The sequence below is a fragment of the Nocardia yamanashiensis genome (assembly GCF_021183565.1).
Taxonomy (GTDB): domain Bacteria; phylum Actinomycetota; class Actinomycetes; order Mycobacteriales; family Mycobacteriaceae; genus Nocardia; species Nocardia yamanashiensis.
Genome location: NZ_CP089226.1, coordinates 6,199,056 through 6,222,533, shown reverse-complemented (window position 1 = coordinate 6,222,533; position 23,478 = coordinate 6,199,056). Strand labels below are relative to the sequence as shown.

Here is a 23,478-nt window from a genome sequence, read left to right as displayed (position 1 = left end):
CGGCTTGCGTAACCACGGAGTGCCCCTCGATCATCCGCGAAAGGACGCCGCATGACCTTCTGGTTGACTGCGCTGCTGGTCTGGATGGCCGCGGGGGCGAGAGTCGGGCGGGTGCTGGTGAAACCGGCGACCACCGCGCGGGTCGCGATCCTGTTCGCGGTGGCGGCGGTGGCGGCCGCGGCGACGCTGGCGGTGCCGGAAATCGGTGTCGCGGTTGATCATCTGATGCCCGGCGGCCTGCGCGGCATGTGGTTGTCGGACCGGCTGACCGTCGCGTCCTGGATCCTCTTCGGCACCGCGACCTCGGTGGTGGCGGCCGCCGCGTGGCCGGTGGTCTCGCGCCGCAACCTGCGGCAGATCGCGTGGATCATCTACGCCGGCGGCGCACTCGCCATGCTGCTCACCCTGTTCTGGTCGGTCACCTTCGGCTGGTCGATGGTGCTGCTGGAGTGCGTGTTCATCGTGGTGACCGGTGTCCGCAATCTGGACTGGACCACGCTGGGCCGCGGTATCGCCATCTACAGCACGGGAACCCTTCTGGTCGGTCTACTTTCGGCACTCTCCATTCGCCGGGCCTTCCAGCACGAACCCATGGCCGAACCGGGCAAGGGCGATTGGTTCTGGCCGGTGTGGTCGCTCGCGAGCCTGCTCATCGCCATCGGCGCGGTCTGGATCGTGATCGAACTCTGGGTGCGAGCGCGCCTGCTGCTGCGGCAGATTCGCACCCTGCACCGAGTCCTGATCGCCCGCTTCCCCGAGGTGGTGGCCAAGGATCAGACCGGAACCGGCACCCAGCTCAAGGCTTCCGACCAGATCGCCCAGATCATGGACGCGCTCTACCTGCAATCCGGCGGCGGCGTGGATCTGGCCTCGGTCGGCATCGAGCTCACCGATGCCACCAAACCGCCGGACGCGGTGGTTCCGCGCGCCGAGCGGGTTGCCGAATGGGCGCGAAATCCGTTCGGGGACGTGGTGATCGACCCGCGCTGGATCTCGCCGCCGCCGGGCGTGGGCCCGCGCGGCTGGGTCCAAGCCATTGCCCGGGCCTTCGACGCGAAGGCCACGAGCAGTACGCCGGCGGCGAGTAGTTCTTCAGCGCGATAATTCGGACACGGTTCGACTCAATACAAGAATGTGCCGCGGCGGACGACCGCCGCGGCACATTCACGCCTGCAGTCCCTATTGCGACATTCCATGGGTCAATTCGTATCGGTTGGATCCGTCATCGAATCTGTCATCGAATCGGTCGCCGTACTGATGACCCGTTCGCGAGCATTCGTGCCGAGACAACGTATCCGATCTTTCGTCTCGGCACACTCGAGGTGCACGCCAGGGACTTTGCTTGTCGCAGTTGGTGCAATGGGGGCGAAACGCTCACAACGCACAAAACGACATAGTGCACAAAAAGACTGGTTTGAATGCTTTGCGGAACGCAAGCGCCCTTATGCCAGGTTTGTGCATATTGCACCAGCGCAGGGGTCTACGCCACATGGCCTCAGCGCCCTGAGACCGGTGCAACACTCTTCACTCGAACCGAATGGTCCGGCGAGGCGTACTAGATCTTCCGAAACAGCGGCGCTGGCCTGCAACCAGCGCCCCCGTGTCATCGCCCGTGGTACGACCTGGAGCATTCCCTGTTACAAACCAACACAGTGCGGCCTCCGAGCTAGCCGCACTGTGTTGCGCTGTGACAGGGCCTATTCCGTGCCGTCCGGAGGAATTTCGGGCAAGCCTTCACTTGCCCGCAACTTCTCCGCCATGGAGGTAAGCAGATTCTGAGATTCTTCGGAGAGGTCGAACGCTCTACTCGACAGCCGACGAAGTCCATAGCCCTGCAGCTGGGACAGCAGCTCGAGATCATGATCGATCTTCGCCGCGTAGATGTCGTTGAAGAAGTAGTCCGGTTTGACCTTGAAGAACTTCGCCAGCGCCGCCACCGTCTCATCGGACGGATTCGTGCGCTGTCCCGACCGCAACTGCGACAGATACGGTTTCGAGATCGGATGGCCGGATGCCGTCAAGGCGGCCGCCACCTCTGCGTTCGTGTGCGGCTTACGCCCCGGGCGATGCACGGTTTCGAACAGCTTGTTCAGCCGCGCCGCGAAATCAGCCATTGTGAGCCGCCCAATTCCCTTCGCTGTACTAACAGTCGTTATCTCGGATACGTATCATTGATATTAGCGGCTCAGTAACTGAAAACCTACGCCTGATTCGCGATTTCCTTGAAGCTTCTAGACGGTGATCCGGCGAACCTGCGTTGGCTTGGGCGTTTGCGGGCCACCCCCATGGTTCTTGCCGAGCGCTTAAGAGCCCCGGTTCTGGCCCGTCGCGAGGGTCTTCCCGGACGGGCCACGGGTAGCCATAAGATAGCTGACGTCTCATCTTCTTGTCTGTACCTGGGATTGTGTGGCGTACGCCACGTTTCGCGGTACCTCAGGATGAACGTTCAACCTTGGCCGAATTCGATTGTGGACTAGATCCTCTCGATGATGGTGCCGGTCGCGAGGGCGCCACCGCAGCACATCAGGATCATCGCCGTGGACTTGTCGGAACGTTCCAGTTCGTGCAAAGCCGTTGTGATGAGCCGGGATCCGGTGCTGCCGACCGGGTGGCCGAGCGCGATGGCGCCGCCGTTGACGTTCACCCGATCGAAGTCCGGCTTGTGCACCGAGGCCCACGACAGCACCACGGACGCGAAAGCTTCGTTGATCTCGAACAAGTCGATGTCCGACATGCTCATCCCGCTGCGCTCGAGCAGTCGCTGGCAGGCCTGCACCGGGCCGTCCAGATGATATTCCGGCTCGCCGCCGACCAGGCACTGGGACACGATCCGGGCGCGCGGCTTCAAACCCTGTCGCTGCGCGGCCTTTTCGTCCATCAGCAGCACCGCGGCCGCGCCGTCGGAGATCTGCGAGGAGGTGCCCGCGGTGTGAATACCGCCCTCCAGCACCGGCTTCAGCTTGGCCAGCGCCTCGCGGGTGGTGGCGCGCAGGCCCTGGTCCTTGCTGATGTCGGCGAACTCGCCGGTGAGGTTGCCCTCCTTGTCGACCTGCGGCGCGTTCGCGATGGTCAGCACCTCGCGATCGAAGCGCCCCTCGGCCCACGCCTGCGCGGCCAGCCGCTGCGAGCGCTCGCCCAATTTCTCGACGTCATCGCGAGTGATGCCGCGCCGCTTGGCAATTCGCTCCGCGGCCTCGAACTGGTTGGGCATGTCGATGTCCCAGGAGGCGGGGCGGCGGGGGCCGGCGTGGGTGCCGACGTTCGCGCCCAGCGGCACGTGGCTCATCGACTCGATGCCGCACGCCAGGCCGACTTCGATTGCGCCCGTGGAGATCAGGCCCGCGACCAGGCCCGCGGCCTGCTGCGCCGAACCGCACTGATTGTCGATGGTGACCGCGCCGGACTGCCACGGCAGGCCCGCGTGCAGCCATGCGGTGCGGGTGACATTGTTGCTCTGCTCGCCCACCTGCATGACGCAGCCGCCGACGACCTGCTCGACCAGGATCGGGTCGAGTTCGGCGCGCTCGAGCACGCCCTTCTGGGCCGCCCCGAGCAGCTCGGCGGCGTGCATGCCGGCCAGCCAGCCGTTGCGCTTGCCGATCGGAGTGCGCGCGGCCTCGACGATTACGGGTGTACCCATTTCTTTCCTTCCGGAGCTGAACTGCAACAAGTTCTCTAGCGGTAACGTAGGCCTGTTGCGGCCTTCGTACCTAGTCCCTTCTCTTGTTGTACCCCCTGTGCTTCAATAACGGTAGAACGTGTTTCAGTTGGTCAAAGGAGACTGCTGGTGGTGGATACCCACGCCCGGCCCAACGTGCCGGATGGTTTCGACGTCACGGACCCGGATATCTGGGCGCAGCGTGTGCCCGCCGAGGAGTTCGCCGAGCTCCGCAAGGCCGCCCCGATCTGGTGGAACCCCAAGTCTCCGGAAGTCGGCGGCTTCGCGGACGACGGCTTCTGGGTGGTCAGCAAGCACGCGGATGTGAAGGAAGTCTCCCGGCGCGACGACGTCTTCTCGACCTTCGAGAACACGGCCATCCCGCGTTTCAACGACGACATCACCCGCGAGCAGATCGAGATGCAGCGCTTCGTGCTGCTCAACAAGGATGCCCCGGAGCACACCAAGCTGCGCAAGCTGATCTCCAAGGGCTTCACCCCGCGCGTGATCAACGGCCTGCGCGCCGAACTCACCGCGCGCGCCGAGAAGATCGTGAAGGCGGCCGCCGACGGCGGCACCGGCGACTTCGTGGAGCAGGTCGCCAGCGAGCTCCCCTTGCAGGCCATCGCCGAATTGATCGGTGTGCCGCAAGAGGATCGGATGAAGCTGTTCAAGTGGTCCAACGAGATGACCAGCTACGACGATCCGGATTCCGACGTCGATCCGATGACCGCGTCCATGGAGATCCTGGGCTACGCCTACCAGATGGCCGAGTCCCGGCGCGCCTGCCCGGCCGAGGACATCGTGACCACGCTGGTCCAGGCCGATATCGACGGAGAAGCGTTGTCCCCCGAGGAATTCGGGTTCTTCGTCATGGTGCTGGCGGTGGCCGGCAACGAGACCACCCGCAATGCCACCACGCACGGCATGATCGCGTTCATGGAGAACCCCGAGCAGTGGGAGCTCTACAAGCGGGAGCGCCCCAAGACCGCGGCCGACGAGATCATTCGCTGGGCCACGCCGGTGAGCAGCTTCCAGCGCACCGCGCTCGAGGACACCGAGCTGAACGGCGTCGAGATCAAGAAGGGGCAGCGGGTGCTGCTGGCCTACCGCTCGGCCAACTTCGACGAGGACGTCTTCGAGAATCCCTACACCTTCGACATCACGCGGAATCCCAACCCGCACTTGTCTTTCGGTGGCACCGGTGCGCACTACTGCGTCGGCGCGAACCTGGCGCGGCTGGAGATCGAGATCATCTTCAATGCCATCGCCGACTACATGCCGGACATCACCAAGCTGGGCGATCCCAAGCGACTGCGCTCGGGCTGGCTGAACGGCGTCAAGGAATTGCAGGTGGACTACAAGGGCGGCTGCCCGGTCCAGCACTGACCGTAGAATGAAAACAAGCGGGTGAACGGTATACCGTTCACCCGCTTCGTTTTTCCCGCCACGTGACGATTCTGGACGTATGTCCGAATATTCGGCGGGGTCGGAAAATCAGGCAGGCTTCAAGGTCTTCATGGCCCGGTCGGTTTCCCAGAAGGCGCGCAGGGCAAGGATTTTCCCGTCCTCGTCCACCTTGTAAGTGAACACGCCTTCCGCATCGACGATATGCCCGCCCATGGTGGTGCGAATGCGACCGGTGAAGGCCACCTCACTGCCGCAGGCGAAGGAATCCTCGAAAAGAAACTCGATGGTCTCCGTCTGGGCGATCGCTTTGTCCCAGAAGGCCGCGATGGCCTCCGCACCGCGATGCCCCTTGCCCTCGGGATCGAAGAAGGACGGCCCGACCGGATCCTCCACGATGCCGTCGGCGGCGAACAGCGCCACCCACGCGGTCTTGTCCTTGGCGCGCACCGCGGCCTGCGATGCGTAGCCCGCTACCCGGGCCGGATGTTCCGCGCTCACGGCTGCTCGCTTCCGACGACCCACATCGAGAAGTACTGCGAGCCACCGCCGTACGCGTGACCGTAGGCCTTCTTGGCGTTCTCCACCTGGTAGTCGCCCGCGCGGCCCATGACCTGCTTGGCGGCCTCGGCGAACCGGATCATGCCGGACGCGCCGATCGGGTTGGAGGACAGCACGCCGCCCGACGGATTCACGGGAAGCTTTCCGCCGATGGCGGTTTCGCCCGCATCAGTCAGCTTCCAGCCCTCGCCCTCGGGCATGAAGCCCAGGTTCTCCAGCCACATCGGCTCGAACCAGGAGAACGGCACGTAGATCTCGGCCGCGTCGATCTCCTCCAGGGGATTGGTGATCCCGGCCTGCTTCCACAGCGCCTTCGCGGCGGCCTGCCCGGCCTGCGGATTCACCTGATCGCGGCCCGCGTACGCGAGCGGTTCGGTGCGCATGGCGGTGCCGTGCACCCACGCCACCTTCTTGCCCTGTGCCTCGACGGCTTTGGCCGAGGCCTCGTCACCGATCACGATGGCGCAGGCGCCGTCCGAGGACGGGCAGGTCTCGTCGAAACGAATTGGGTCCCACAGCATCTGGGACGACATCACCGATTCCATGGTGATATCGGGCTGCTTGAGGTGCGCGTACGGATTGCGCGCGCCGTTCTTGCGGTCCTTCACCGCCACCATGGCGCCGATGTGCAGCGGTGCGTTGGCGCGGCGGATGTAGGCGCGCACGTGCGGGGCGAAATAGCCGCCCGCGCCCGCGCCGACCGGCATGGTGAACGGAACCGGATTCGACAGCGCCCACATGGCATTGGATTCCGACTGCTTCTCCCACGCGATGGCGAGCACCTTGCCGTGCACGCCCGCCTGCACCTGATTGGCGGCGACGACGGCGGTGGAGCCGCCCACCGAACCGGCGGTGTGCACGCGCAGCAGCGGCTTCCCGGTGGCGCCCAGGGCGTCGGCGAGGAAGAGCTCCGGCATCATGGAGCCCTCGAAGAAGTCGGGGGCCTTGCCGATCACCACGGCGTCGATATCGGCCATGGTCAGGCCGGAGTCGGCCAGCGCGCGGTCGATGGCCTCGCGGCACATGCCCGCCATGGACACGTCCGACCGCTTGGTCACGTGATGGGTCTGTCCGGTGCCGAGCACCGCGGCGGGGAATGGCCCACCCGCCGCCCGACCGCCGCCCCTCACCGAATCGCTGCGCGATACTGTACTCATTTTGCCTCCAGCGTGGCGACCAGGTTCTGCTGCAGCGCGGGACCGGAACTGGCATGGGCCAGTGCGCGATTCGCATTGCCATTGAAGATTTCACGAGCGGCGAAGCCGATGCGCTCCAGCCCGGCGGCGAACATCGGATTGCCGGCCAGCGGACCGCCGGACGGGTTGATCCGGGTGTTCCCGTTCAGCCCGATGGCGTCCTTGAGGATGAGCTCCTCGTGCGAGAACTGCGCGTGCAGTTCGGCGACATCGAAATCGGCTGCCGCGCCGTTCAATACGGCCTTGGCGGCGCGCGAGGTCGAGTCCGAGATCGTCAGGTCGCGAGCGCCCAGGATCGGGGTGTCGATGTAGTGCGCCATCCCGGTCAGCCAGGCCGGACGCTCGGCGAGCTCACGGGCCTTGTCGCCCACGGCCAGCACGATCGCGGCCGCGCCGTCGGTGATGGGGGCGATGTCGTGCGCCCGGAACGGATTCGCGACATAGTCTGCGGCCAAGAGCTTTTCGACATCGATGCCGTTGCCGCGCGCCGCGACCGTGGCCATATCGGCCTCGGTCCACTTGCCCGCGTCCAGGCCCGCGCGGGCCTGCAGCCCGGCCATCGACACCGAGTCCGGTCCCAGCGGCGCGACCAGGTACGGGTCGGTCTGCAGGGTCAGGACCTGGCGCAGGGTGCCGGCCGACGCCTTGCCGAAGCCGTAGACCAGCGCCGTCTCCGCCTGCCCGGAGCGCAGTTTCACCCACGCCTCGTACAGCGCCCAGGCCGCGTCCATCTCCACGTGCGACTCGTTGATCGGCGGCACCGCGCCGATCGAGTCGATCGCCGAGATGAACGAGAAGGCCCGTCCGGCAAGGTAATCCGACGATCCCGAGCACCAGAAGTCGATGTCGGCCACGCCGATGCCGAGCTTGTCGTACAGCTCGTGGAAGCAGGGCGCGAGCATCTCCACGCCATTGGTGGTGCCGAAGGTCTCCGGCACGTGCGGCGCGTGGGCGAAGCCCACCACCGCGATATCGCTAGAGTTGTTGTTGCTCAAGGTGTTTCAGCGCCTCTCTACAGGTGGTGCGCGAACGAGTCGTAGTCGGCGTCGGGCTCGCCGGTCGGCTTGAAGTGGTCGATGTTGGCCATCGACAGACCCCATTCCTCGCGCGGCTTCCACACGGCCTCGACCCGCATGCCCATGCGCACCTCGCTGGCGTCCAGACCCAGCACCAGGTGCAGGAACGGGATGTCCGCGCCGTCGAGCAGGATGTACGCGGCCACGTACGGGGGCTTGAGGCGCTGACCCATGAACGGCACGTTCACGATGCAGAAGGTGGTCACGATGCCCTTGTCGGACACCTCGACGTAGTCGTCGGTCGGCGAGCCGTCGCGCGGATCGGCGCCGCGCGGCGGGAAGTACACCTTGCCGTCCATCCGGGCGCGCGCGCCCAGCAGGCGGCCCTCCATGATGGCCTTGAGGAATTCGCCTTCCTGCGGCGCGGCGGTGTGCTTGAACGACAGGTCGACCGGGGTGATGATGCCGGTCACCGGTTCGCCCTCGTCGGACGGCGCGGGCGCGGCCGAGGTCTCGCCCGGCTCGAACGCGACGATGTCGTGGATGTCGCCGGTGCGCTCGCCCGCCCAGCGCGCCCGCACCCGCAGGCCGGTGGCGATATCGGCCGGCGAGGCCACGTCCACGGCGTGCAGCAGCGCGGTGTCCGCGCCGTCGAGCTTGATCAGCGCGTAGGCGAAGGGCCGGTCGAACGGCTGATTCGGCAGCGGTTCGGCAACCCAGGACCAGGACTGCACGGTGCCCACGTCGGAGACGTCGACGAATTCCGTCAGTGGTTCCGCGGTTTTCGGATCGAATTCGGCCGGCGGCACGATCACCCGCCCATCCGAGCCCTTGACGCCGATTACCCGACCGGAGCGCAGCCCGGTGAGGAAGCGACCGATCGTCGGGCCGGTGGAACGGGTGTAATCGAACTGCATCCGCAGCGGCGCGGACAGTACTTCGGTATTCCCCAGAGTCACGCGATCGAGTAGAACAGGTTCTAAAGATGGTGGCAAGAGTCACCACTGCGCGAGTGCCTGGAACCCGCAACTCCCGAGGTGGGGGAGTGGGCGCCCGGCCCCGCTCGACGGACGGAAGGACACCGCATGCGTTTCGGTTTGCAACTCGGATATTGGGGTGCGCAACCGCCCGCCGATACCCGCGAACTGGTACTGGCCGCCGAAGAGGTCGGCTTCGACGCCGTGTTCACCGCCGAATCGTGGGGCTCGGACGCCTTCACCCCGCTGGCCTGGTACGGCTCGGACACCTCGCGGGTGCGGCTCGGCACCTCGGTGGTGCAGATGTCGGCGCGTACGCCCACCGGCACCGCCATGGCCGCGCTGACCCTCGATCACCTCAGCGGCGGGCGGCACATTCTCGGGCTCGGCGTCTCCGGTCCGCAGGTGGTGGAGGGCTGGTACGGGCAGCCGTTCGCCAAGCCGCTGGCCCGCACCCGCGAATACGTCTCGATCGTGCGCCAGGTGCTGGCCCGCGAGGGCAAGGTGACCAGCGCCGGACCGCATTTCCCGCTGCCCTACAACGGTTCCGGCGCGACCGGCCTGGGTAAGCCGCTCAAGCCGATCACCCATCCGCTGCGCGCCGATCTGCCCATCTGGCTGGGCGCGGAAGGCCCGAAGAACGTGGCGCTGACCGCCGAGATCGCCGACGGCTGGCTGGCGATCTACTACACCCCGCGCCTGGCCGACATGTACAACGAATGGCTGGACGAGGGCTTCGCGAAGCCGGGCGCGCGGCGCACCCGCGAGGACTTCGAGATCGCGGCGACCGCGCAGGTCATCCTGACCGACGACCCCAAGGCGGAGCTGGACCGGCTGCGCCCGTTCAGCGCCCTGTACATCGGCGGGATGGGCGCGGAGGAATTGAATTTCCATGCCCAGGTCTACCGGCGCATGGGCTACGGCGACGCGGTCGACGAGATCACGGCCAAGTTCCGGGCCGGTCAGAAGGAAGCCGCCGCGGCCGCCGTGCCGGACGAGCTGATCCTCGACACCACCATCATCGGCGACGAGGCGCACGTGCGTGAGCAGCTGAAAGTCTGGGAGAAGGCGGGCGTGACCGAGCTGCTGGTGGGCGTCCGGAACGTGGCGCAGTTCGAACAGTTCCGGCCGCTGATCGAGTCGTAGAACTTGTTCTAAAATTCCGCCCGCGCGATACGCCTGTGCGGCTGGTGTGGGAAGGGCGCGTCCCGGTTGGCGGGGCGCGTTCTTTCGCGGCTATTCCAATTTCGCGTAAGTCGCCGTAATCTGTGGCGGGGGACACATCCGGTCGATCGACCAAGAAGAATTTGTGGCTTGTCACACACAAGAACACGTTCTATTTTGATCCTGTGAGCTACAACATTGCGGATCTTGTCGAGCACACCATCGACCTCATGCCCGAACGTGTCGCGCTGGCCGATGACACTCGTTCGGTGACCTACGCCGAACTGGAGGACCGGGCCAACCGTCTTGCGCACTACCTGCAAGAACAGGGTGTGAAGCCGGGTGACAAGGTCGGCGTGTACTCGCGCAACACCATCGAGGCCGTCGAGGCCATGGTGGCCATCTTCAAGGCGCGCGCGGTAATGATCAACGTCAACTACCGGTACGTCGAGAACGAGTTGCAGTACATCTTCACCAACTCGGACATGGTGGCTCTGATTCACGAGCGCCGCTACAGCGACAAGGTCACCAATGTGCTGCCGAACGTGGCGGCCATCAAGACCGTGATCACGGTCGAGGACGGCACCGAACTGGACCTGCCGCCGGCCGCGGTCCGCTACGAGGACGCCATCGCCTCCACCCACGGCGAGCGCGACTTCGAGGAGCGCTCCTCCGACGACATCATGATGATCTACACCGGCGGCACCACCGGCCTGCCCAAGGGCGTCATGTGGCGGCAGGAGGACTGGTGGCGCGTGCTCGGCGGCGGCATCAACTTCTACACCGGCGTCTTCATCGAGGACGAGTGGGAGCAGGCCAAGGGCGGCGCCAGCGGCAATACGCCGATGGTGCGCTACCCGATCCCGCCGCTGATCCACGGCGGCTCGTTCACCGCGACCCTGCACTCGCTGTTCGACGGCGGCAAGGCGGTCATGCTGCCGGAGTTCTCCGGGCACGGCGTGTGGCAGGCCATCGAGCGCCACGGCGTGAACATGATCTTTATTACCGGTGATGCCATGGCCCGTCCGATGCTGGACGCGCTGCACGACGGCAACCCGGAAACCGGCGCGCCGTACCAGCATTCGTCGCTGTGGGTGCTGGCCTCCAGCGCCGCGCTGTTCTCGCCCGCGCTCAAGGACGAGTTCATCGAGCGCTTCCCGAACGCGCTCATCACCGACTCCATCGGCTCCTCGGAGACCGGTTTCGGCGGCCTGTCGGTGGCGTCCAAGGGCACCACCCACACCGGCGGCCCGCGGGTGAAGATCGACGGCTCCACCAAGGTGATCGACGAGAACGGCGTCGAGGTCGAGGCCGGTTCCGGCAAGGTCGGCATGCTGGCCCGCACCGGCAATATCCCGGTCGGCTACTACAACGACCCGGTCAAGACCGCCGAAACCTTCAAGACCTTCAACGGCGTTCGCTACTCCATCCCGGGCGACTACGCCCGCGTGGAGGAGGACGGCACCGTGACCATGCTGGGCCGCGGTTCGGTGTCCATCAACTCCGGCGGCGAGAAGATCTACCCCGAAGAGGTCGAGGGCGCGCTCAAGGCGCATCCCGAGGTCTTCGACGCGCTGGTCGTCGGCGTGCCGGACGAGCGCTGGGGGCAGCGCGTGGTGGCGGTCGTGCACTGCCGCGACGGCGCCCGGCCGACCCTGGAAGACCTGCGCCCCACCCTGGTTCAGGAGATCTCGTCCTACAAGCTGCCCCGCAGCCTGTGGTACGTGGACGAGATCAAGCGCTCGCCCGCCGGCAAGCCCGACTACAAGTGGGCGCTGGCGCAGACCGAGGCGCGGGAGGCCGACAACCACGCGCAAGCGCCGACCACCAAGTAGGTCCGGACGTTCGCGCGGGTAGGTACGCGCGAACGCACGGGGCTCGTGTGAATCTTGTGCCCGCCTGTTGCGAAACAGGCGGGCACAAGGCTTTTCGGAGTACTGATTCTTGTCGGTGGGGTGTGGAAGAGTGTTCGGCATGAGCGACAAGACCGGCTCCGCCACCATTACCGACGAGGTACTGCGGTCCTTCGAGGGACACCGGCGTGAGCTGTGCGCTTACGCCTACCGCATGCTCGGCTCCTCCTTCGAGGCCGAGGACGCGGTGCAGGAGACCTTCACCCGCGCCTGGAAGTCCTACGACTCCTTCGAGGGCCGGTCCAGCCTCCGGTCCTGGCTGTACAAGATCGCCACCAATGTCTGTCTGGACATGCTGGACGGTCCGCAGCGCAGAGCCAGACCCATGGACCTGAACGGTCCCTCCACGCCCGACTCGCAGCTCCCGGCCCCGGAGCCGGATTACGTTTGGGTGGAGCCGATTCCGAACGCCCTGGCCTACGGCGCCGACCCGGCCGATGCCGCCAGCGCCAAGGACACGCTCCGGCTGGCCTTCGTGGCCGCCGTGCAGCATCTGCCCGCCAGCCAGCGCGCCATCCTCATCATGCGCGAGGTGCTGCGCTTCTCGGCCAGCGAAACCGCCGAGATGCTGAGTGTTTCCCCGGCCTCGGTGAACAGCGCCCTGCAGCGCGCCCGCGCCACCATGTCCAAAGTCCAGGAGGTGTCCACGGTTTCGGACACCTACGACGAAACCAACGCCGAGCAGCGCAAACTCGTCGACGGCTTCGTCAAGGCCTTCGAGGCCTACGACATGGGCACCCTCACCGAACTGCTGAAAGCCGATGTGGCGCTGTCCATGCCGCCCTTCGCCCTCTGGATCTCCGGTCCGGAGAATGTTGCCGCGTTCATGCTGGGAACGGGTTCGGCCTGCCGGGATTCGCGTATGGTTCCTGTCGGCGCCAACGGGATGGCGGCCTTCGCCCACTACAAGCCCAGCGCGGACGAGCCGGGCGTGTACATCCCGTGGTCCATCACCGTGCTCGAGCTGGACGGCGACCGGATCTCCGGTCTCAACTTCTTCCTCGACACGGAGAAGCTGTTCCCGCTCTTCGGCCTCGCGCCGGAGCTGCGCGACTAGACCAGGTCGCCGCGCAAGGTGGATGCGCCGGGGTGGTACCGGCGCAGCGCGTCGACGTGCCTGAACGGCCCGCGGGTGAAAACCCCGCGGGCCGTTCGAGTTTCCGGCGCGGGGCGGTGCGATGCGGCGGTCAGGCGGGATAGGCCATGTAGAACGGCTCCCACTGGTGGCCGTCGGGGTCGAGGAAGGTGCGGCCGTGCATGCCGACCTGTTCCTCCTGGATCCGCTTCTCGGCGTTCACCTCCTCCGAACCGCCGGCCCGGACCGCCGCGCCGGCCAGTTCGTCCACCTCGTTCGCGCTGCCCATGGCCAGCGCGTAGAAGCCGTTGGTGGTGCCGGTGGTGTCGCCGATCGGGCGGGAGCCGAAGGTGGTGAAGAAGTCCTTGGTCAGCAGCATGAGGCAGATATTGTCGTCCACCACGATGCAGGCGGCATTGCCGTCGGTGAAGTCCTGGTTCACCTGCCAGCCCAGCGACTCGTAGAAGGTCTTGGAGCGCTCCAGATCGGAGACCGGGAGATTGATGAAGATCATTTTGCTGGCCATCGCGCCTCGTCCTTCCATTCGCGAACCCATCGCGTCTGCATTGCTGTCCTAGAGGGGACGGGGCGGCCCGGGAAAACTCATCGGTGCGCCCGCCGGGGCCCGGTGACACCTCATTTGGTGATCGGGAAGTCGGCGGCGGTCCCGGCGTGACAGAGTGGGCGGACAGGAGGTGCCCGATGAAGTACAGCTACCTGGTCGCCCTCACCGGAAGCGGCGGCACCGTGCCGCCGGAACTCGGGGTGGTTCGCCGGCTGGTGGAACGCGGCCATCGGGTGACCGTGCTCGCCGAGGAATCCATGACCGCCGAGGTAGCCGCGACCGGCGCCCGGCTGCGGCCCAGGGCCGGGATCGGCTACGCCCGCGATACCGCCGACGAAATCGATTCCGATCGACCGGATTTCGTGCTGACCTCGTTCTTCGCCTTCGGCGCCATGGTCGCCGCGCAGGCCTGCGGGGTGCCGTTCGTGGTGCTCATGCCCGGCATCTATCCGCTGCCGCTGGAGGGCGCGCCGCCGCCGGGCTCCGGGTTCGGGCCGGCCTCGGGACCGCTGGCCCGGCTACGCGACCGGGTGGTGGGGACCATGGTGCAGCGCCGCTGGGATCAGGAACTGCTACCCCAGCTCAATGCGCTACGGGCCGGGTTCGGGCTGGAAAGGCTGGCGCACTACCAGGATCAGGCGCAACTCGCATACAAGCAGCTCGTATTGTCCAGCGCCGCCTTCGATTTCCCGGGGGAGCAGCCGGACGGGGTGCGCTGGGCCGGGCCGGTGCTCGACGATCCGCACTGGACCCGGGAAACGGAATGGACGGTGCCGGACGGCGGCAAACCGCTCGTGCTGGTCGCGCTGTCCACCACCGGCCAGCGGCAAACCGATTGCCTGCAGCGGATAATCGACGCGCTCGCTCTGCTACCCGTGCAGGGCGTGGTGACCACCGGCCCCGCCGTCGATCCCGCCGAGCTGCACGCCGCCCCGAACGTCATTGTCCTCGCAGCCGCTCCCCACCAGCGCATCATGCGCCACGCCAGCCTGGTCGTCACCCACGGCGGCCACGGCACCCTCATGAAGGCCTTCGCCGCCGATCTGCCGGTCGTCATCCTCCCGCACGGTCGCGACCACGCCGACAATGCCGCCCGGGTGCACGCCCGCAAGGCCGGAATCACGCTGCCCCGCACCGCATCCCCGGAGCGCATCGCCCGCGCCGTGCGCCGGGTGCTGCGCAGTCGCACCCACTACCGCGCCGCCGCGGCCCTCGGTCACGAGATTCGCCGCGACGTGCTCGGCGATCGCCTGCTGCGGGAGCTCGAACCCGCCCCCGATCACCCCGACCCGGTCCATGATCGCGCGCTGTCCGCACGCGAGATCGACTCCTGAGCGGTTACCGTGACCCACATGGATTTCCTGGCCGTACTCCGCGACAAGCTGACCGCTTTCGGCGAACTCATCACCCCCGGCGTCGCCTTGTCCGCGCCGGTGGCCTCCTGCGGTGACTGGACCTTCTACGACCTGGTCGACCATGTCGGCCAGGGCAATATGTGGGTGGTGACGGCGGTTGCCGAGGGCCGCGGCGACTATCAGGGCGAGCCCGCGCCCAAGGATCCGGCCGAGCTGCGCGCCTGGTTCGACGCCAGCGCCGACGCCATCGTGAAATCGCTGTCCGCCGATCCGGAGACGCCCGCGTGGACCTTCACCCGGCTGATGCCGCGGAACGTGGGCTTCTGGCGGCGGCGCCGGGCCCAGGAGACGCTCATGCATCTGTGGGACGGCCAGAATGCTCTCGGCTACCCGTATCCCTTCGACGTGGATCTGGCCGCGGATGGCATCACCGAAGTGTTCGAGCTCTTCGCGCCGCGCATGATCCAGCGTGGCCTGGCCACCGAACCCGAAGTGGCGCTGCGGGTCCGGGCCACCGACACGGGGCCGGGGTGGACGTACGGCCCGGGCGAACCGGTCGCGGAGATCGCCGGGACCGCCTCGGATCTGCTGCTCGCGCTCTGGGCGCGCAAACCCGCCACCGATCCGACCCTGTCCTGGGAAGGCGACCGGGCCGCGGGGGAGCGGGTCCTGGCCGGGCCGCTGGTGCCGTAGCGCCGCGCCCCGCTCGAAAAGCGAAGCGGCGGTGACACCTCAGGTGTCACCGCCGCGGCCGGGTCCGAAACTACTCCGCGGCGAAGGCGCTGCCCAGCGCGCGCAGGTGCTCGGTGGCCCCGCCGAGCGCGAACTCGTTGTGCTTGGCGGCGGTGAAGTACTGGTTCACGATGTGGTCGCGGTCGATGCCGACGCCGCCGTGCACGTGCACCACGGTGTGGGCGACCCGGTGACCGGCCTCGGCGGCCCAGAACTTGGCGGTGTGCACCTCGTTCGCGGCGGGCAGGCCCTCGGCGAGCCGCCAAGCGGCCTGCTGCACCGCCAGCCGCACGCCCTGCACGTCGATGTAGGCGTCGGCCAGGCGCTGCGCCACGGCCTGGAAGCTGCCGATCTTGCGATTGAACTGCTCGCGCTCGCGGGCGTAGTCGGCGACCAGCTCCAGGCCCTTCTCGATGGTGCCGAGCTGGGTGGCGGCCAGCCCGAACCAGGCGTGCTCGAGCAGCCAGGTCAGGATCTCCGCGCCCTGCTCCACGGTGCCCACCAATTCGGCCGGGGTACCGGCGAATTCGAGCTCGGCCTCGGGGGAGCGGTCGGTGACGATCTGATCCGCGACGTGCACGGTGGCATCGGCCGGATCGACCAGGAAGACCGCGACCGCGCCGTCCACCGTGGCGGGCACCAGCACCCGGGCCGCCTGGCGGGCGAAGGGCACGGTGGTCTTGAGACCGGTGACGCGCCAGCCGTTCTCGTCGGCGGCGGTGGTGACCGGCTTGGCGGGATCCCAGTTGCGCTCCTCGGCCAGCGCCGCGGTCAGCACCACCTCGCCGGTGGCGGCCTGCGCGGCCAGCGCCACCTGGTCCGCGGAACCGAATTTCGCCAGCGCGCCCGCGCCCAGCACGATCGACCACAGGTACGGCACGGCGGCGACGGACTTGCCCAGCTCGCGCAGGATGGCGGACTGCTCGAGCGCGCCGAAGTCACTGCCGCCCACGGTTTCCGGGAGCGCGGCGGCCAGCACGCCGGTCTCGGCGAGCGAGGCCCACAGCGGGGCGTCGAAGCGGACGGTGGGATTGCCGTCGGCGTCGGTGTTCTTGTCCAGTTCCCGCAGGCGATCGGCGGTGACGAGCTTGCCGGTCACCTCGGCGGTGAGCCGCGCCAGGTCCTGCTGAGCTTCGGTGAGAGTGAAATCCATGATGGATAACCGGCTTTCGATTAACGCGCCGCGGCGGGCTGCTTGAGGGCGGTCATGGCGATGATGTCGCGCTGCACCTCGTTGGTGCCGCCGCCGAAGGTCAGGATCAGGCAGGCGCGGTGCATGCGCTCGAGACGCCCCCGCAGCTGCGAGCCGGCGGAATCCTGGCGCAGGTAGGCCTGCGGGCCGAGGATCTCCATCAGGGTGCGGTAGGCCTCGGTGGCCAGTTCGGTGCCGAACACCTTGCAGGTGGAGGCATCCCACGGGCGCGGCGCGGCATCCCCGCCGGCATCGGCGCGCGAGGCGACCTCCCAGTTCAGCAGCTTGAGGTACTCGACCTTGGAGTGGATGCGGGCCAGCGCGATCTGCACCCATTCCTGATCGATGACCCGGGCGCCGTCGGCGGTCTTGGTATTGCGCGCCCACTCGGTGGTCTGCGCGACCGCCAGGGCCAGCGGCGCGGACGAGGTCAGCGCGACGCGTTCGTGATTGAGCTGGTTGGTGACCAGCGACCAGCCGCCGTTCTCCGGGCCCACCATGTCCGAGTGCTTGACCCGCACGTCCTGGTAGTAGGTGGCGGAGGTGTCCGGGCCGGCCATGGTGTGCACCGGCGTCCAGGAGAAGCCCTCGGCGGTGGTGGGCAGGATGAACATCGAGATGCCCTTGTGCTTCTTGGCATTCGGATCGGTGCGCGCTGCCAGCCACACGTAGTCGGCGTAGGCGATCAGCGAGGTCCACATCTTCTGCCCGTTGATCACCCACTCGTCGCCGTCGCGCACCGCGGAGGTGCGCAGCGAGGCCAGGTCGGTGCCCGCGCCCGGCTCGGAATAGCCGATGGCGAAATGCAATTCACCCGCGGCGATCTTGGGCAGGAAGAACTTCTTCTGCTCCTCGGTGCCGTAATGCATGATGGTCGGCGCCACCGAGTTGATGGTCAGGAACGGCACCGGGGCGCCCGCGATGGCGGCCTCGTCGGTGAAGATCAGCTGATCCATGGTGGAGCGATCCTGGCCGCCGTACTCATTGGGCCAGCCGAGCGCGAGCCAGCCGTCGCGGCCCATTTCCGCCACGACCTCGCGGTAGACATTGCCTTCGCCGTACTCACCGGTCTGGGCCGAAAGCGCCTGCCGCCGTTCGGGAGTGATCAGTTTGGCGAAATAGTCACGCAGCTCAGCACGCAGCTGTTCCTGTTGCGGCGTGTATGCGATCCGCATAGCAGTACCTCAAGCCTTCGTTTCTCGGTTAGGCCGATCATGACACAGCAGGTGAAACATGTTCCAGTATGGCGAGCAAATGAGGGTTGACTTCCTATCCGGCCCCGCCTCTGCTTGTTAGGCTCGGGCAACACCTGTGGTTAAGGAGTCAGCTATGAAGGTCACCGTCGATCTCGACCAGTGCGAGGCGAACGGAATCTGTGTCGGATATGCCCCCGACGTGTTCGAACTCGATGATGACGACCAGTTGCACATCATCGGCCAGGAGGTCCCCGCGCATCTCGAGGACGATGTCCGCGATGCCGTGCTGCAGTGCCCGAAGGCCGCTCTCAAGATCGTCTGATGTCAGCCTTGCTCGCCGGGTGTAACACGTTCTAGAGTCGGCCGGTGAGCGATTCTGATACAAGTCTTGCCGGCCGGGTTGCGATCGTCACCGGCGCGGGCGCCGGGCTGGGCCGGGCCGAAGCCCTCGAACTGGCCCGGGCCGGCGCCTCGGTCATCGTCAACGACCTTGCCGAAAACGAGGCCGTGAGCGCAACCCTCGCCGATATTCGCGCGCTGGGCGTGAAGGCCGAATTCGTGGCCGGCAGCATTGCCGAACGGTCCACCGCCGACGCCCTGATCGCCGCCGCCGAGAACACTTTCGGCCGCCTGGACATCGTGGTCAACAATGCCGGCATCACCCGCGACAAGATGCTGTTCAATATGTCCGACGAGGACTTCGACGCGGTGATCGCCGTGCACCTGCGCGGGCACTTCCTGCTGACCCGCAATGCGGGCGCCTACTGGCGCGGCAAGTCCAAGGAAGCCGACGGCCCGGTCTACGGCCGCATCATCAACACCTCCTCCGAGGCCGGTCTGCTCGGTCCCGAGGGCCAGGCCAACTACGGCGCGGCCAAGGCGGGCATCACCGCCCTCACCCTGTCCGCTTCCCGTGCGCTGTCGCGTTTCGGCGTGCGCGCCAATGCCATCTGCCCGCGCGCCCGGACCGCCATGACCGAGAAGGTCTTCTCCGCGGCCCCCGAGGACGGCATCGATCCGCTCTCGCCCGACCACGTCGCCCACCTGGTGGGATATTTGGCGTCCCCCGCGGCCGAGTCGGTCAACGGTCAGCTCTTCGTCGTCTATGGTCCGATGGTGGCCCTGATGGCCGCCCCGGTGGTGGAGCAGCGCTTCGACACCGAGGGCGAGTGGACCCGCGAGGGTCTGGCCGCGTCGCTGGGCGGCTATTTCGCCGAACGCCCTTCGGCCGCCACGTTTTCCGCGTCATCGCTGATGGATCTCGGTTAGTTAGTCCTAACTTCAGTTGGTGGGGGCGGCCCGCCCCCACCCTGCGGTTGATCACGCGATCGATCGTTGGTAGGAATGGGGATCAACTATGTGTGGCGGCTCACAAAGGTGTCACTACCATGACGTAGCTTCTGGAGTGAACACGTTCTGGAAACTGGTCAAGAGTTCAGAAAGATTCCCTGTTCAAAACCATTGAAACCTTCCCAGACGGCACGAGAACGTGTTCTAATCTCTGGGCGGGACCGAGATCACATTCTGATCTCGGGTGCTATAGCTAGGCAGGGGCAGGAGGAATAGCGGGAATGAATGAAGTCCTTGCCGTACCGCTGCGGGCGGTCGGAGGGTTCTTCGAACTCGCCGGCGATGTCGCTCGCGCCGCGGTACGGCCCCCGTTTCAGCGACGGGAATTCATCGATCAGGCTTGGTTCATCGCGCGAGTGTCCATGTTTCCGACACTCATGGTCGCGATTCCGTTCACCGTGCTGGTGAGCTTCACCCTCAATATCCTGCTCCGCGAGATCGGCGCGGCGGACCTGTCGGGCGCGGGCGCGGCCTTCGGTTCGATCACGCAGATCGGCCCGATGGTCACGGTGCTCATCGTCGCCGGCGCCGGCGCCACCGCCATCTGCGCCGACCTCGGCGCCCGCACCATTCGCGAAGAGATCGACGCCATGAAGGTGCTCGGCATCGATCCGATCCACCGCCTGGTGGTGCCGCGCGTGCTCGCCTCCATGTTCGTGGCGGCCATGCTCAACGGCCTGGTCTCCACCATCGGCATTCTGGGCGGTTTCCTCTTCTCGGTCTTCCTGCAGGACGTGAACCCGGGCGCCTTCGTCAACGGCATCACCCTGCTGACCCATCTGCCCGAGGTGGTCTTCTCCGAGATCAAGGCCATGCTGTTCGGACTCGTCGCCGGACTCGTCGCCTGTTATCTGGGACTGAACGTCAAGGGCGGCCCCAAGAGCGTCGGCGACGCGGTGAACCAGACCGTCGTCTTCGCCTTCATGGCCCTGTTCGTCATCAATGTGGTGGTCACCGCCATCAGCATCAAGTTCACGGCGCGGTGATCGCATGGCATTCGTGATCCAATCCCGCTTCCCCAAGGTCACCCGGCGGTTCCAGCGTTTCTCCGAGCGCCTGGACTCGATCGGCAAGCACGCGGTCTTCTATGCGCAGTCGATCGCCTCGGTGCCCAAGGCGCTGGTGCACTACCGCACCGAGACCATCCGGCTCATCGCCGAGATCTCCATGGGCACAGGCGCACTCGCCGTCATCGGCGGCACCGTCGTGATCGTCTGCTTCCTGACGCTGGCGGCCGGCAGCACCATCGCCGTGCAGGGCTACAGCTCGCTCGGCAATATCGGTGTCGAGGCGCTCACCGGCTTCTTCGCGGCCTTCATCAATGTCCGCATCGCCGCACCGGTTATCTCGGGCATCGGCCTGGCGGCCACCCTCGGCGCCGGTACGACGGCACAATTGGGCGCCATGCGCGTCTCCGAAGAGATCGACGCCCTCGAGGTCATGGCCATCCGGCCGGTGCCCTTCCTGGTCGGCACCCGCATCCTGGCGGGCATGATCGCGGTCATCCCGCTGTACTCGCTCGCGGTCATCGCCTCCTTCCTGGCGAGCCGCTTTGCGACGGTGGGCATCTACGGCCAGTCCGCCGGTGTGTACGACCACTACTTCGACACCTTCCTCATCCCCAGCGACATTCTGTGGTCGTTCGGCCAGGCCATCTTCATGGCGCTGGCGGTCATGGCGATCCACACCTATTACGGCTACCACGCCGCCGGCGGCCCCGTCGGCGTCGGCGAGGCCGTCGGCAACGCGGTGCGCGCCTCCTTGATCGCGGTCGTCATGGTGACCCTGCTGATCTCCCTGGCCATCTACGGCACCTCCGGCAATTTCCATCTCTCCGGGTAGGGCGGCGAACGGTGACTCACAGCGACGCGACCCCGGGCCAGATCGGCCCGGCCTTCGCGCAAAAACCAAGGCCCAAGCGAACTCTCGAACAGGGATGGGCCATCAAGCTGGCCGGGCTCGGCCTGGTGCTCGGCCTCGTGGCCGCCGTCGTGATCTGCCTGGTCATGTTCGCCGGCGGTTTCGAGAACACGGTGAAGGTGACGGTCGCGGCCCCGCGCAGCGGCCTGGTCCTGGACCCGGACGCCAAGGTGAAGATTCGCGGCGTGGAAATCGGCAAGGTTGCCGGAATTACCAATACTTCCCAGGGCGCGAATATCGAATTGGCCTTGGACCCGGACAAATTGAAGATGGTCCCGGCCAATGCCGTCGTGGATATTCGGTCCACCACGGTGTTCGGCGCCAAGTACATCAATTTCGTTGCCCCGGAGAATGCTTCGAAGGATTCGCTGCGGGCCGGCGCCACGGTCAAGGCCGACGCGGTGACCGTCGAGTTCAACACGATCTTCCAGCACCTGGGCGACGTGCTCGCCAAGGTGGAGCCGGAGAAGCTGAACGCCACCCTGACCGCGCTGGGTTCGGCGCTGCAGGGCCGCGGCGATCAGCTCGGCCAGACCATGGTCGACGCCGACGCCTTCCTGCGCGAGATCAACCCGAGCCTGCCGACCCTGCAGGACGATCTGCGCAAGACCACCGCGGTCACCGGCGTCTACGCCGACACCGCGCCGGATCTGTTGCGCACCACCGACAATGCTCAGGTCACCGCCGCCACGCTGGTGGCCGAGCAGCGGCAGCTGGACAGCATGCTGCTGGAGCTGACCGGACTGGCGAACACCGCTACGCCGGTGCTGGACCAGACCGGCGCGCCGCTGGCGCAGGCGCTCAATCTGCTGAAGCCGACCGTGGCCACGCTGAACGAATACCGTTCGGCCATCTTCTGCACCGTCGTCGGCCTGGGTTCCAATATTCCGATCGTCGATGACATCTTCGGCGGCCGGTACCCGGCGGTCACCATGAACGCCGGCGTCATGCCCGGCGGCGAACCGTACAAGTACCCGCAGGATCTGCCCAAGGTGAACGCGACCGGCGGCCCGAACTGCACCGGCGTGCTGGACAATGTGCCGGGCCAGAACGCCAAGTACTACGTCACCGACACCTCCGAGGGCACGGTCTTCCAGCCGGTGACCGTCCCGCACTTCAATTCGAATGTGTTCCAGTGGTTGTTCGGCGGCATCCCGGGGGTGAAATAGTGAAGTTCAAACCGCGTGCGGTCACCGTCAAGCTCGGTCTGTTCACCCTGGTCATGGTGCTCGTGCTGGCCATGCTGATGGTGATCTTCAGCCAGATGCGCTTCTCCCGCGAGCACGGCTACCACGCGGTGTTCACCAACTCCTCGGGCATGCTGCCCGGGTCCAAGGTGCGCATCGCGGGTGTGCCGGTCGGCACGGTCAACAAGGTCTACGTGGGCAAGGACAAGCTGGCGCACGTCGACTTCGACGTGGACCGCAAGTACACGCTCTACACCAGCACCAAGGCGACCATTCGCTACGAGAACCTGGTCGGTGACCGGTATCTGGAGCTGATGGAGGGTGGCGGCGACGCCAAGACGCTGAAGTCGGGCGGTACCCTCGACACCTCGAACACCAAGCCGGCGCTGGATCTGGACATGCTGCTGGGCGGGTTCAAACCGCTGCTGCGCGGCCTGGATCCGGCCCAGGTCAACGATCTCACCGAGGCGTTGATGCAGGTCTTCCAGGGCCAGGGCGGCACGCTGGTGTCGCTGCTCAACAGCGGCGGCTCCTTCGGCAAGACCCTCTCCGAACGAGATGCCCTGATCGGCAGCGTGATCGAGAACCTGAAGACCGTGCTCAGCACCATTGATGAGCGGGACGAGGCCTTCGGCACCACGCTCGACGAGCTGCAGCGCCTGGTCAGCGGCCTGGCCGCCGACAAGGATCCGATCGGCGACGCGATTCCCCGGATCTCCGGCGCCACCGGCGATCTCACCGCGCTGCTGCAGGCGGCCCGGCCGGACCTGAAGAGCACCGTGCAGCAATTGGGGCGCACCGCAACGGCTCTGGACGACCAGGGCGACGAGCTGGAATGGCTGATCCAGAATCTGCCGGAGTCCTACAAGAAGCTGGTTCGCATCGGCTCCTACGGCTCGTTCCTGAACATCTACGTCTGCGGCACCGACATCATGATCGACGGTCCCGACGGCAAGCCGCTGCTGGTCAGCACCCCCGGTGGTCAGATGGGTTACGGAAGGTGCGCCAAGTAGT

Annotated in this window: 22 protein-coding genes; 13 read left to right on the top strand and 9 right to left on the bottom strand. The window is 66.5% G+C overall.

Annotated features, from left to right (window positions below; translation table 11 throughout):
* The first annotated feature begins 51 nt into the window (after nt 1-51).
* Complete coding sequence (locus LTV02_RS28715; RefSeq protein WP_233034960.1) at nt 52-1,104, top strand: hypothetical protein; 1,053 nt, start codon at nt 52-54, stop codon at nt 1,102-1,104.
* Nucleotides 1,105-1,697: 593 nt separating this feature from the next.
* Here LTV02_RS28715 and LTV02_RS28710 read toward each other — a convergent pair.
* Nucleotides 1,698-2,114 (bottom strand): helix-turn-helix domain-containing protein, encoded by a 417-nt coding sequence (locus LTV02_RS28710; protein ID WP_233034959.1) that lies wholly within the window; start codon nt 2,112-2,114, stop codon nt 1,698-1,700.
* A gap of 359 nt (nt 2,115-2,473) precedes the next feature.
* The gene (locus tag LTV02_RS28705) at nt 2,474-3,640 is read right to left on the bottom strand and encodes a steroid 3-ketoacyl-CoA thiolase (protein WP_233034958.1); all 1,167 of its coding nucleotides are present in this window, start codon (nt 3,638-3,640) and stop codon (nt 2,474-2,476) included.
* Nucleotides 3,641-3,787: 147 nt separating this feature from the next.
* On the opposite strand from LTV02_RS28705, the gene LTV02_RS28700 reads away from it, so the two are divergent.
* Nucleotides 3,788-5,047, top strand: a complete 1,260-nt coding sequence (locus LTV02_RS28700; RefSeq protein WP_408639267.1) for a cytochrome P450 — start codon at nt 3,788-3,790, stop codon at nt 5,045-5,047.
* 108 nt (nt 5,048-5,155) lie between these two features.
* Here the strand turns inward: LTV02_RS28700 and LTV02_RS28695 are convergent, their stop codons facing one another.
* The 4 genes from LTV02_RS28695 to LTV02_RS28680 are packed head-to-tail and all read right to left on the bottom strand — an operon-like array spanning nt 5,156 to nt 8,755.
* Nucleotides 5,156-5,566 carry a nuclear transport factor 2 family protein gene (locus tag LTV02_RS28695; RefSeq protein WP_233034956.1) on the bottom strand — a complete coding sequence of 137 codons (411 nt, stop codon included), beginning with the start codon at nt 5,564-5,566 and terminating at the stop codon, nt 5,156-5,158.
* Nucleotides 5,563-6,783 carry a thiolase domain-containing protein gene (locus LTV02_RS28690; RefSeq protein WP_233034954.1) on the bottom strand — a complete coding sequence of 407 codons (1,221 nt, stop codon included), beginning with the start codon at nt 6,781-6,783 and terminating at the stop codon, nt 5,563-5,565. Before LTV02_RS28690 ends, LTV02_RS28695 begins: the two co-directional genes overlap by 4 nt.
* Nucleotides 6,780-7,817: a thiolase domain-containing protein gene (locus LTV02_RS28685; protein ID WP_233034953.1), complete on the bottom strand. Its 1,038-nt coding sequence runs from the start codon at nt 7,815-7,817 to the stop codon at nt 6,780-6,782. The genes LTV02_RS28690 and LTV02_RS28685 overlap by 4 nt, the downstream gene beginning before the upstream one ends.
* 17 nt (nt 7,818-7,834) lie before the next feature.
* The gene (locus LTV02_RS28680) at nt 7,835-8,755 is read right to left on the bottom strand and encodes a Zn-ribbon domain-containing OB-fold protein (RefSeq protein ID WP_408639425.1); all 921 of its coding nucleotides are present in this window, start codon (nt 8,753-8,755) and stop codon (nt 7,835-7,837) included.
* Nucleotides 8,756-8,923: 168 nt separating this feature from the next.
* On the opposite strand from LTV02_RS28680, the gene LTV02_RS28675 reads away from it, so the two are divergent.
* From LTV02_RS28675 to LTV02_RS28665, 3 genes are all read left to right on the top strand, one after another.
* Nucleotides 8,924-9,961 carry an LLM class F420-dependent oxidoreductase gene (locus tag LTV02_RS28675; protein ID WP_067720925.1) on the top strand — a complete coding sequence of 346 codons (1,038 nt, stop codon included), beginning with the start codon at nt 8,924-8,926 and terminating at the stop codon, nt 9,959-9,961.
* Between the two features lie 203 nt (nt 9,962-10,164).
* Nucleotides 10,165-11,814 (top strand): acyl-CoA synthetase, encoded by a 1,650-nt coding sequence (locus LTV02_RS28670; protein ID WP_233034951.1) that lies wholly within the window; start codon nt 10,165-10,167, stop codon nt 11,812-11,814.
* 139 nt (nt 11,815-11,953) lie between these two features.
* Nucleotides 11,954-12,949: a sigma-70 family RNA polymerase sigma factor gene (locus LTV02_RS28665; RefSeq protein WP_233034950.1), complete on the top strand. Its 996-nt coding sequence runs from the start codon at nt 11,954-11,956 to the stop codon at nt 12,947-12,949.
* A gap of 130 nt (nt 12,950-13,079) precedes the next feature.
* On the opposite strand, the gene LTV02_RS28660 is transcribed toward LTV02_RS28665, so the two are convergent.
* On the bottom strand, nt 13,080-13,493 hold the full coding sequence (locus LTV02_RS28660) for a VOC family protein (protein ID WP_233034949.1): 414 nt from the start codon (nt 13,491-13,493) through the stop codon (nt 13,080-13,082).
* A 176-nt stretch (nt 13,494-13,669) separates the two neighbouring features.
* Between LTV02_RS28660 and LTV02_RS28655 the strand changes: the two genes are divergently transcribed.
* Both LTV02_RS28655 and LTV02_RS28650 read left to right on the top strand, forming a co-directional pair.
* Nucleotides 13,670-14,866 (top strand): glycosyltransferase, encoded by a 1,197-nt coding sequence (locus LTV02_RS28655; protein ID WP_233034948.1) that lies wholly within the window; start codon nt 13,670-13,672, stop codon nt 14,864-14,866.
* 18 nt (nt 14,867-14,884) lie between these two features.
* On the top strand, nt 14,885-15,580 hold the full coding sequence (locus LTV02_RS28650) for a maleylpyruvate isomerase family mycothiol-dependent enzyme (RefSeq protein WP_233034947.1): 696 nt from the start codon (nt 14,885-14,887) through the stop codon (nt 15,578-15,580).
* Nucleotides 15,581-15,650: 70 nt separating this feature from the next.
* On the opposite strand, the gene LTV02_RS28645 is transcribed toward LTV02_RS28650, so the two are convergent.
* Together LTV02_RS28645 and LTV02_RS28640 are read right to left on the bottom strand one after the other, a co-directional pair.
* Nucleotides 15,651-16,772: an acyl-CoA dehydrogenase family protein gene (locus LTV02_RS28645; RefSeq protein WP_233034945.1), complete on the bottom strand. Its 1,122-nt coding sequence runs from the start codon at nt 16,770-16,772 to the stop codon at nt 15,651-15,653.
* A 20-nt stretch (nt 16,773-16,792) separates the two neighbouring features.
* Entirely contained in the window at nt 16,793-17,986 is a 1,194-nt protein-coding gene (locus tag LTV02_RS28640; RefSeq protein ID WP_233034943.1) for an acyl-CoA dehydrogenase family protein, read from the bottom strand.
* A 154-nt stretch (nt 17,987-18,140) separates the two neighbouring features.
* Between LTV02_RS28640 and LTV02_RS28635 the strand changes: the two genes are divergently transcribed.
* The 6 genes from LTV02_RS28635 to LTV02_RS28610 all read left to right on the top strand — a co-directional run bounded on the left by LTV02_RS28635 (nt 18,141) and on the right by LTV02_RS28610 (nt 23,477).
* The gene (locus tag LTV02_RS28635) at nt 18,141-18,329 is read left to right on the top strand and encodes a ferredoxin (RefSeq protein WP_233034941.1); all 189 of its coding nucleotides are present in this window, start codon (nt 18,141-18,143) and stop codon (nt 18,327-18,329) included.
* Nucleotides 18,330-18,373: 44 nt separating this feature from the next.
* Nucleotides 18,374-19,276 (top strand): 3-oxoacyl-ACP reductase, encoded by a 903-nt coding sequence (locus LTV02_RS28630; protein ID WP_067720933.1) that lies wholly within the window; start codon nt 18,374-18,376, stop codon nt 19,274-19,276.
* Nucleotides 19,277-19,578: 302 nt separating this feature from the next.
* Nucleotides 19,579-20,343 (top strand): MlaE family ABC transporter permease, encoded by a 765-nt coding sequence (locus LTV02_RS28625; protein WP_233034939.1) that lies wholly within the window; start codon nt 19,579-19,581, stop codon nt 20,341-20,343.
* A 4-nt stretch (nt 20,344-20,347) separates the two neighbouring features.
* Nucleotides 20,348-21,199 carry an MlaE family ABC transporter permease gene (locus LTV02_RS28620; RefSeq protein WP_233034938.1) on the top strand — a complete coding sequence of 284 codons (852 nt, stop codon included), beginning with the start codon at nt 20,348-20,350 and terminating at the stop codon, nt 21,197-21,199.
* Nucleotides 21,200-21,300: 101 nt separating this feature from the next.
* Nucleotides 21,301-22,446, top strand: a complete 1,146-nt coding sequence (locus tag LTV02_RS28615) for an MCE family protein (RefSeq protein ID WP_233041733.1) — start codon at nt 21,301-21,303, stop codon at nt 22,444-22,446.
* A gap of 53 nt (nt 22,447-22,499) precedes the next feature.
* Nucleotides 22,500-23,477: an MCE family protein gene (locus tag LTV02_RS28610; RefSeq protein WP_233041732.1), complete on the top strand. Its 978-nt coding sequence runs from the start codon at nt 22,500-22,502 to the stop codon at nt 23,475-23,477.
* The last annotated feature ends 1 nt before the right edge of the window (nt 23,478 follow it).

Coding starts and splice junctions, on each gene's coding strand:
- LTV02_RS28715 (WP_233034960.1), top strand. CDS start 52: ATGACCTTCTGGTTGACTGCGCTGCTGGTCTGGATGGCCGCGGGGGCG.
- LTV02_RS28710 (WP_233034959.1), bottom strand. CDS start 2,114: ATGGCTGATTTCGCGGCGCGGCTGAACAAGCTGTTCGAAACCGTGCAT.
- LTV02_RS28705 (WP_233034958.1), bottom strand. CDS start 3,640: ATGGGTACACCCGTAATCGTCGAGGCCGCGCGCACTCCGATCGGCAAG.
- LTV02_RS28690 (WP_233034954.1), bottom strand. CDS start 6,783: ATGAGTACAGTATCGCGCAGCGATTCGGTGAGGGGCGGCGGTCGGGCG.
- LTV02_RS28680 (WP_408639425.1), bottom strand. CDS start 8,755: ATGCAGTTCGATTACACCCGTTCCACCGGCCCGACGATCGGTCGCTTC.
- LTV02_RS28675 (WP_067720925.1), top strand. CDS start 8,924: ATGCGTTTCGGTTTGCAACTCGGATATTGGGGTGCGCAACCGCCCGCC.
- LTV02_RS28665 (WP_233034950.1), top strand. CDS start 11,954: ATGAGCGACAAGACCGGCTCCGCCACCATTACCGACGAGGTACTGCGG.
- LTV02_RS28660 (WP_233034949.1), bottom strand. CDS start 13,493: ATGGCCAGCAAAATGATCTTCATCAATCTCCCGGTCTCCGATCTGGAG.
- LTV02_RS28655 (WP_233034948.1), top strand. CDS start 13,670: ATGAAGTACAGCTACCTGGTCGCCCTCACCGGAAGCGGCGGCACCGTG.
- LTV02_RS28650 (WP_233034947.1), top strand. CDS start 14,885: ATGGATTTCCTGGCCGTACTCCGCGACAAGCTGACCGCTTTCGGCGAA.
- LTV02_RS28645 (WP_233034945.1), bottom strand. CDS start 16,772: ATGGATTTCACTCTCACCGAAGCTCAGCAGGACCTGGCGCGGCTCACC.
- LTV02_RS28640 (WP_233034943.1), bottom strand. CDS start 17,986: ATGCGGATCGCATACACGCCGCAACAGGAACAGCTGCGTGCTGAGCTG.
- LTV02_RS28635 (WP_233034941.1), top strand. CDS start 18,141: ATGAAGGTCACCGTCGATCTCGACCAGTGCGAGGCGAACGGAATCTGT.
- LTV02_RS28625 (WP_233034939.1), top strand. CDS start 19,579: ATGAATGAAGTCCTTGCCGTACCGCTGCGGGCGGTCGGAGGGTTCTTC.
- LTV02_RS28620 (WP_233034938.1), top strand. CDS start 20,348: ATGGCATTCGTGATCCAATCCCGCTTCCCCAAGGTCACCCGGCGGTTC.
- LTV02_RS28610 (WP_233041732.1), top strand. CDS start 22,500: ATGGTGCTCGTGCTGGCCATGCTGATGGTGATCTTCAGCCAGATGCGC.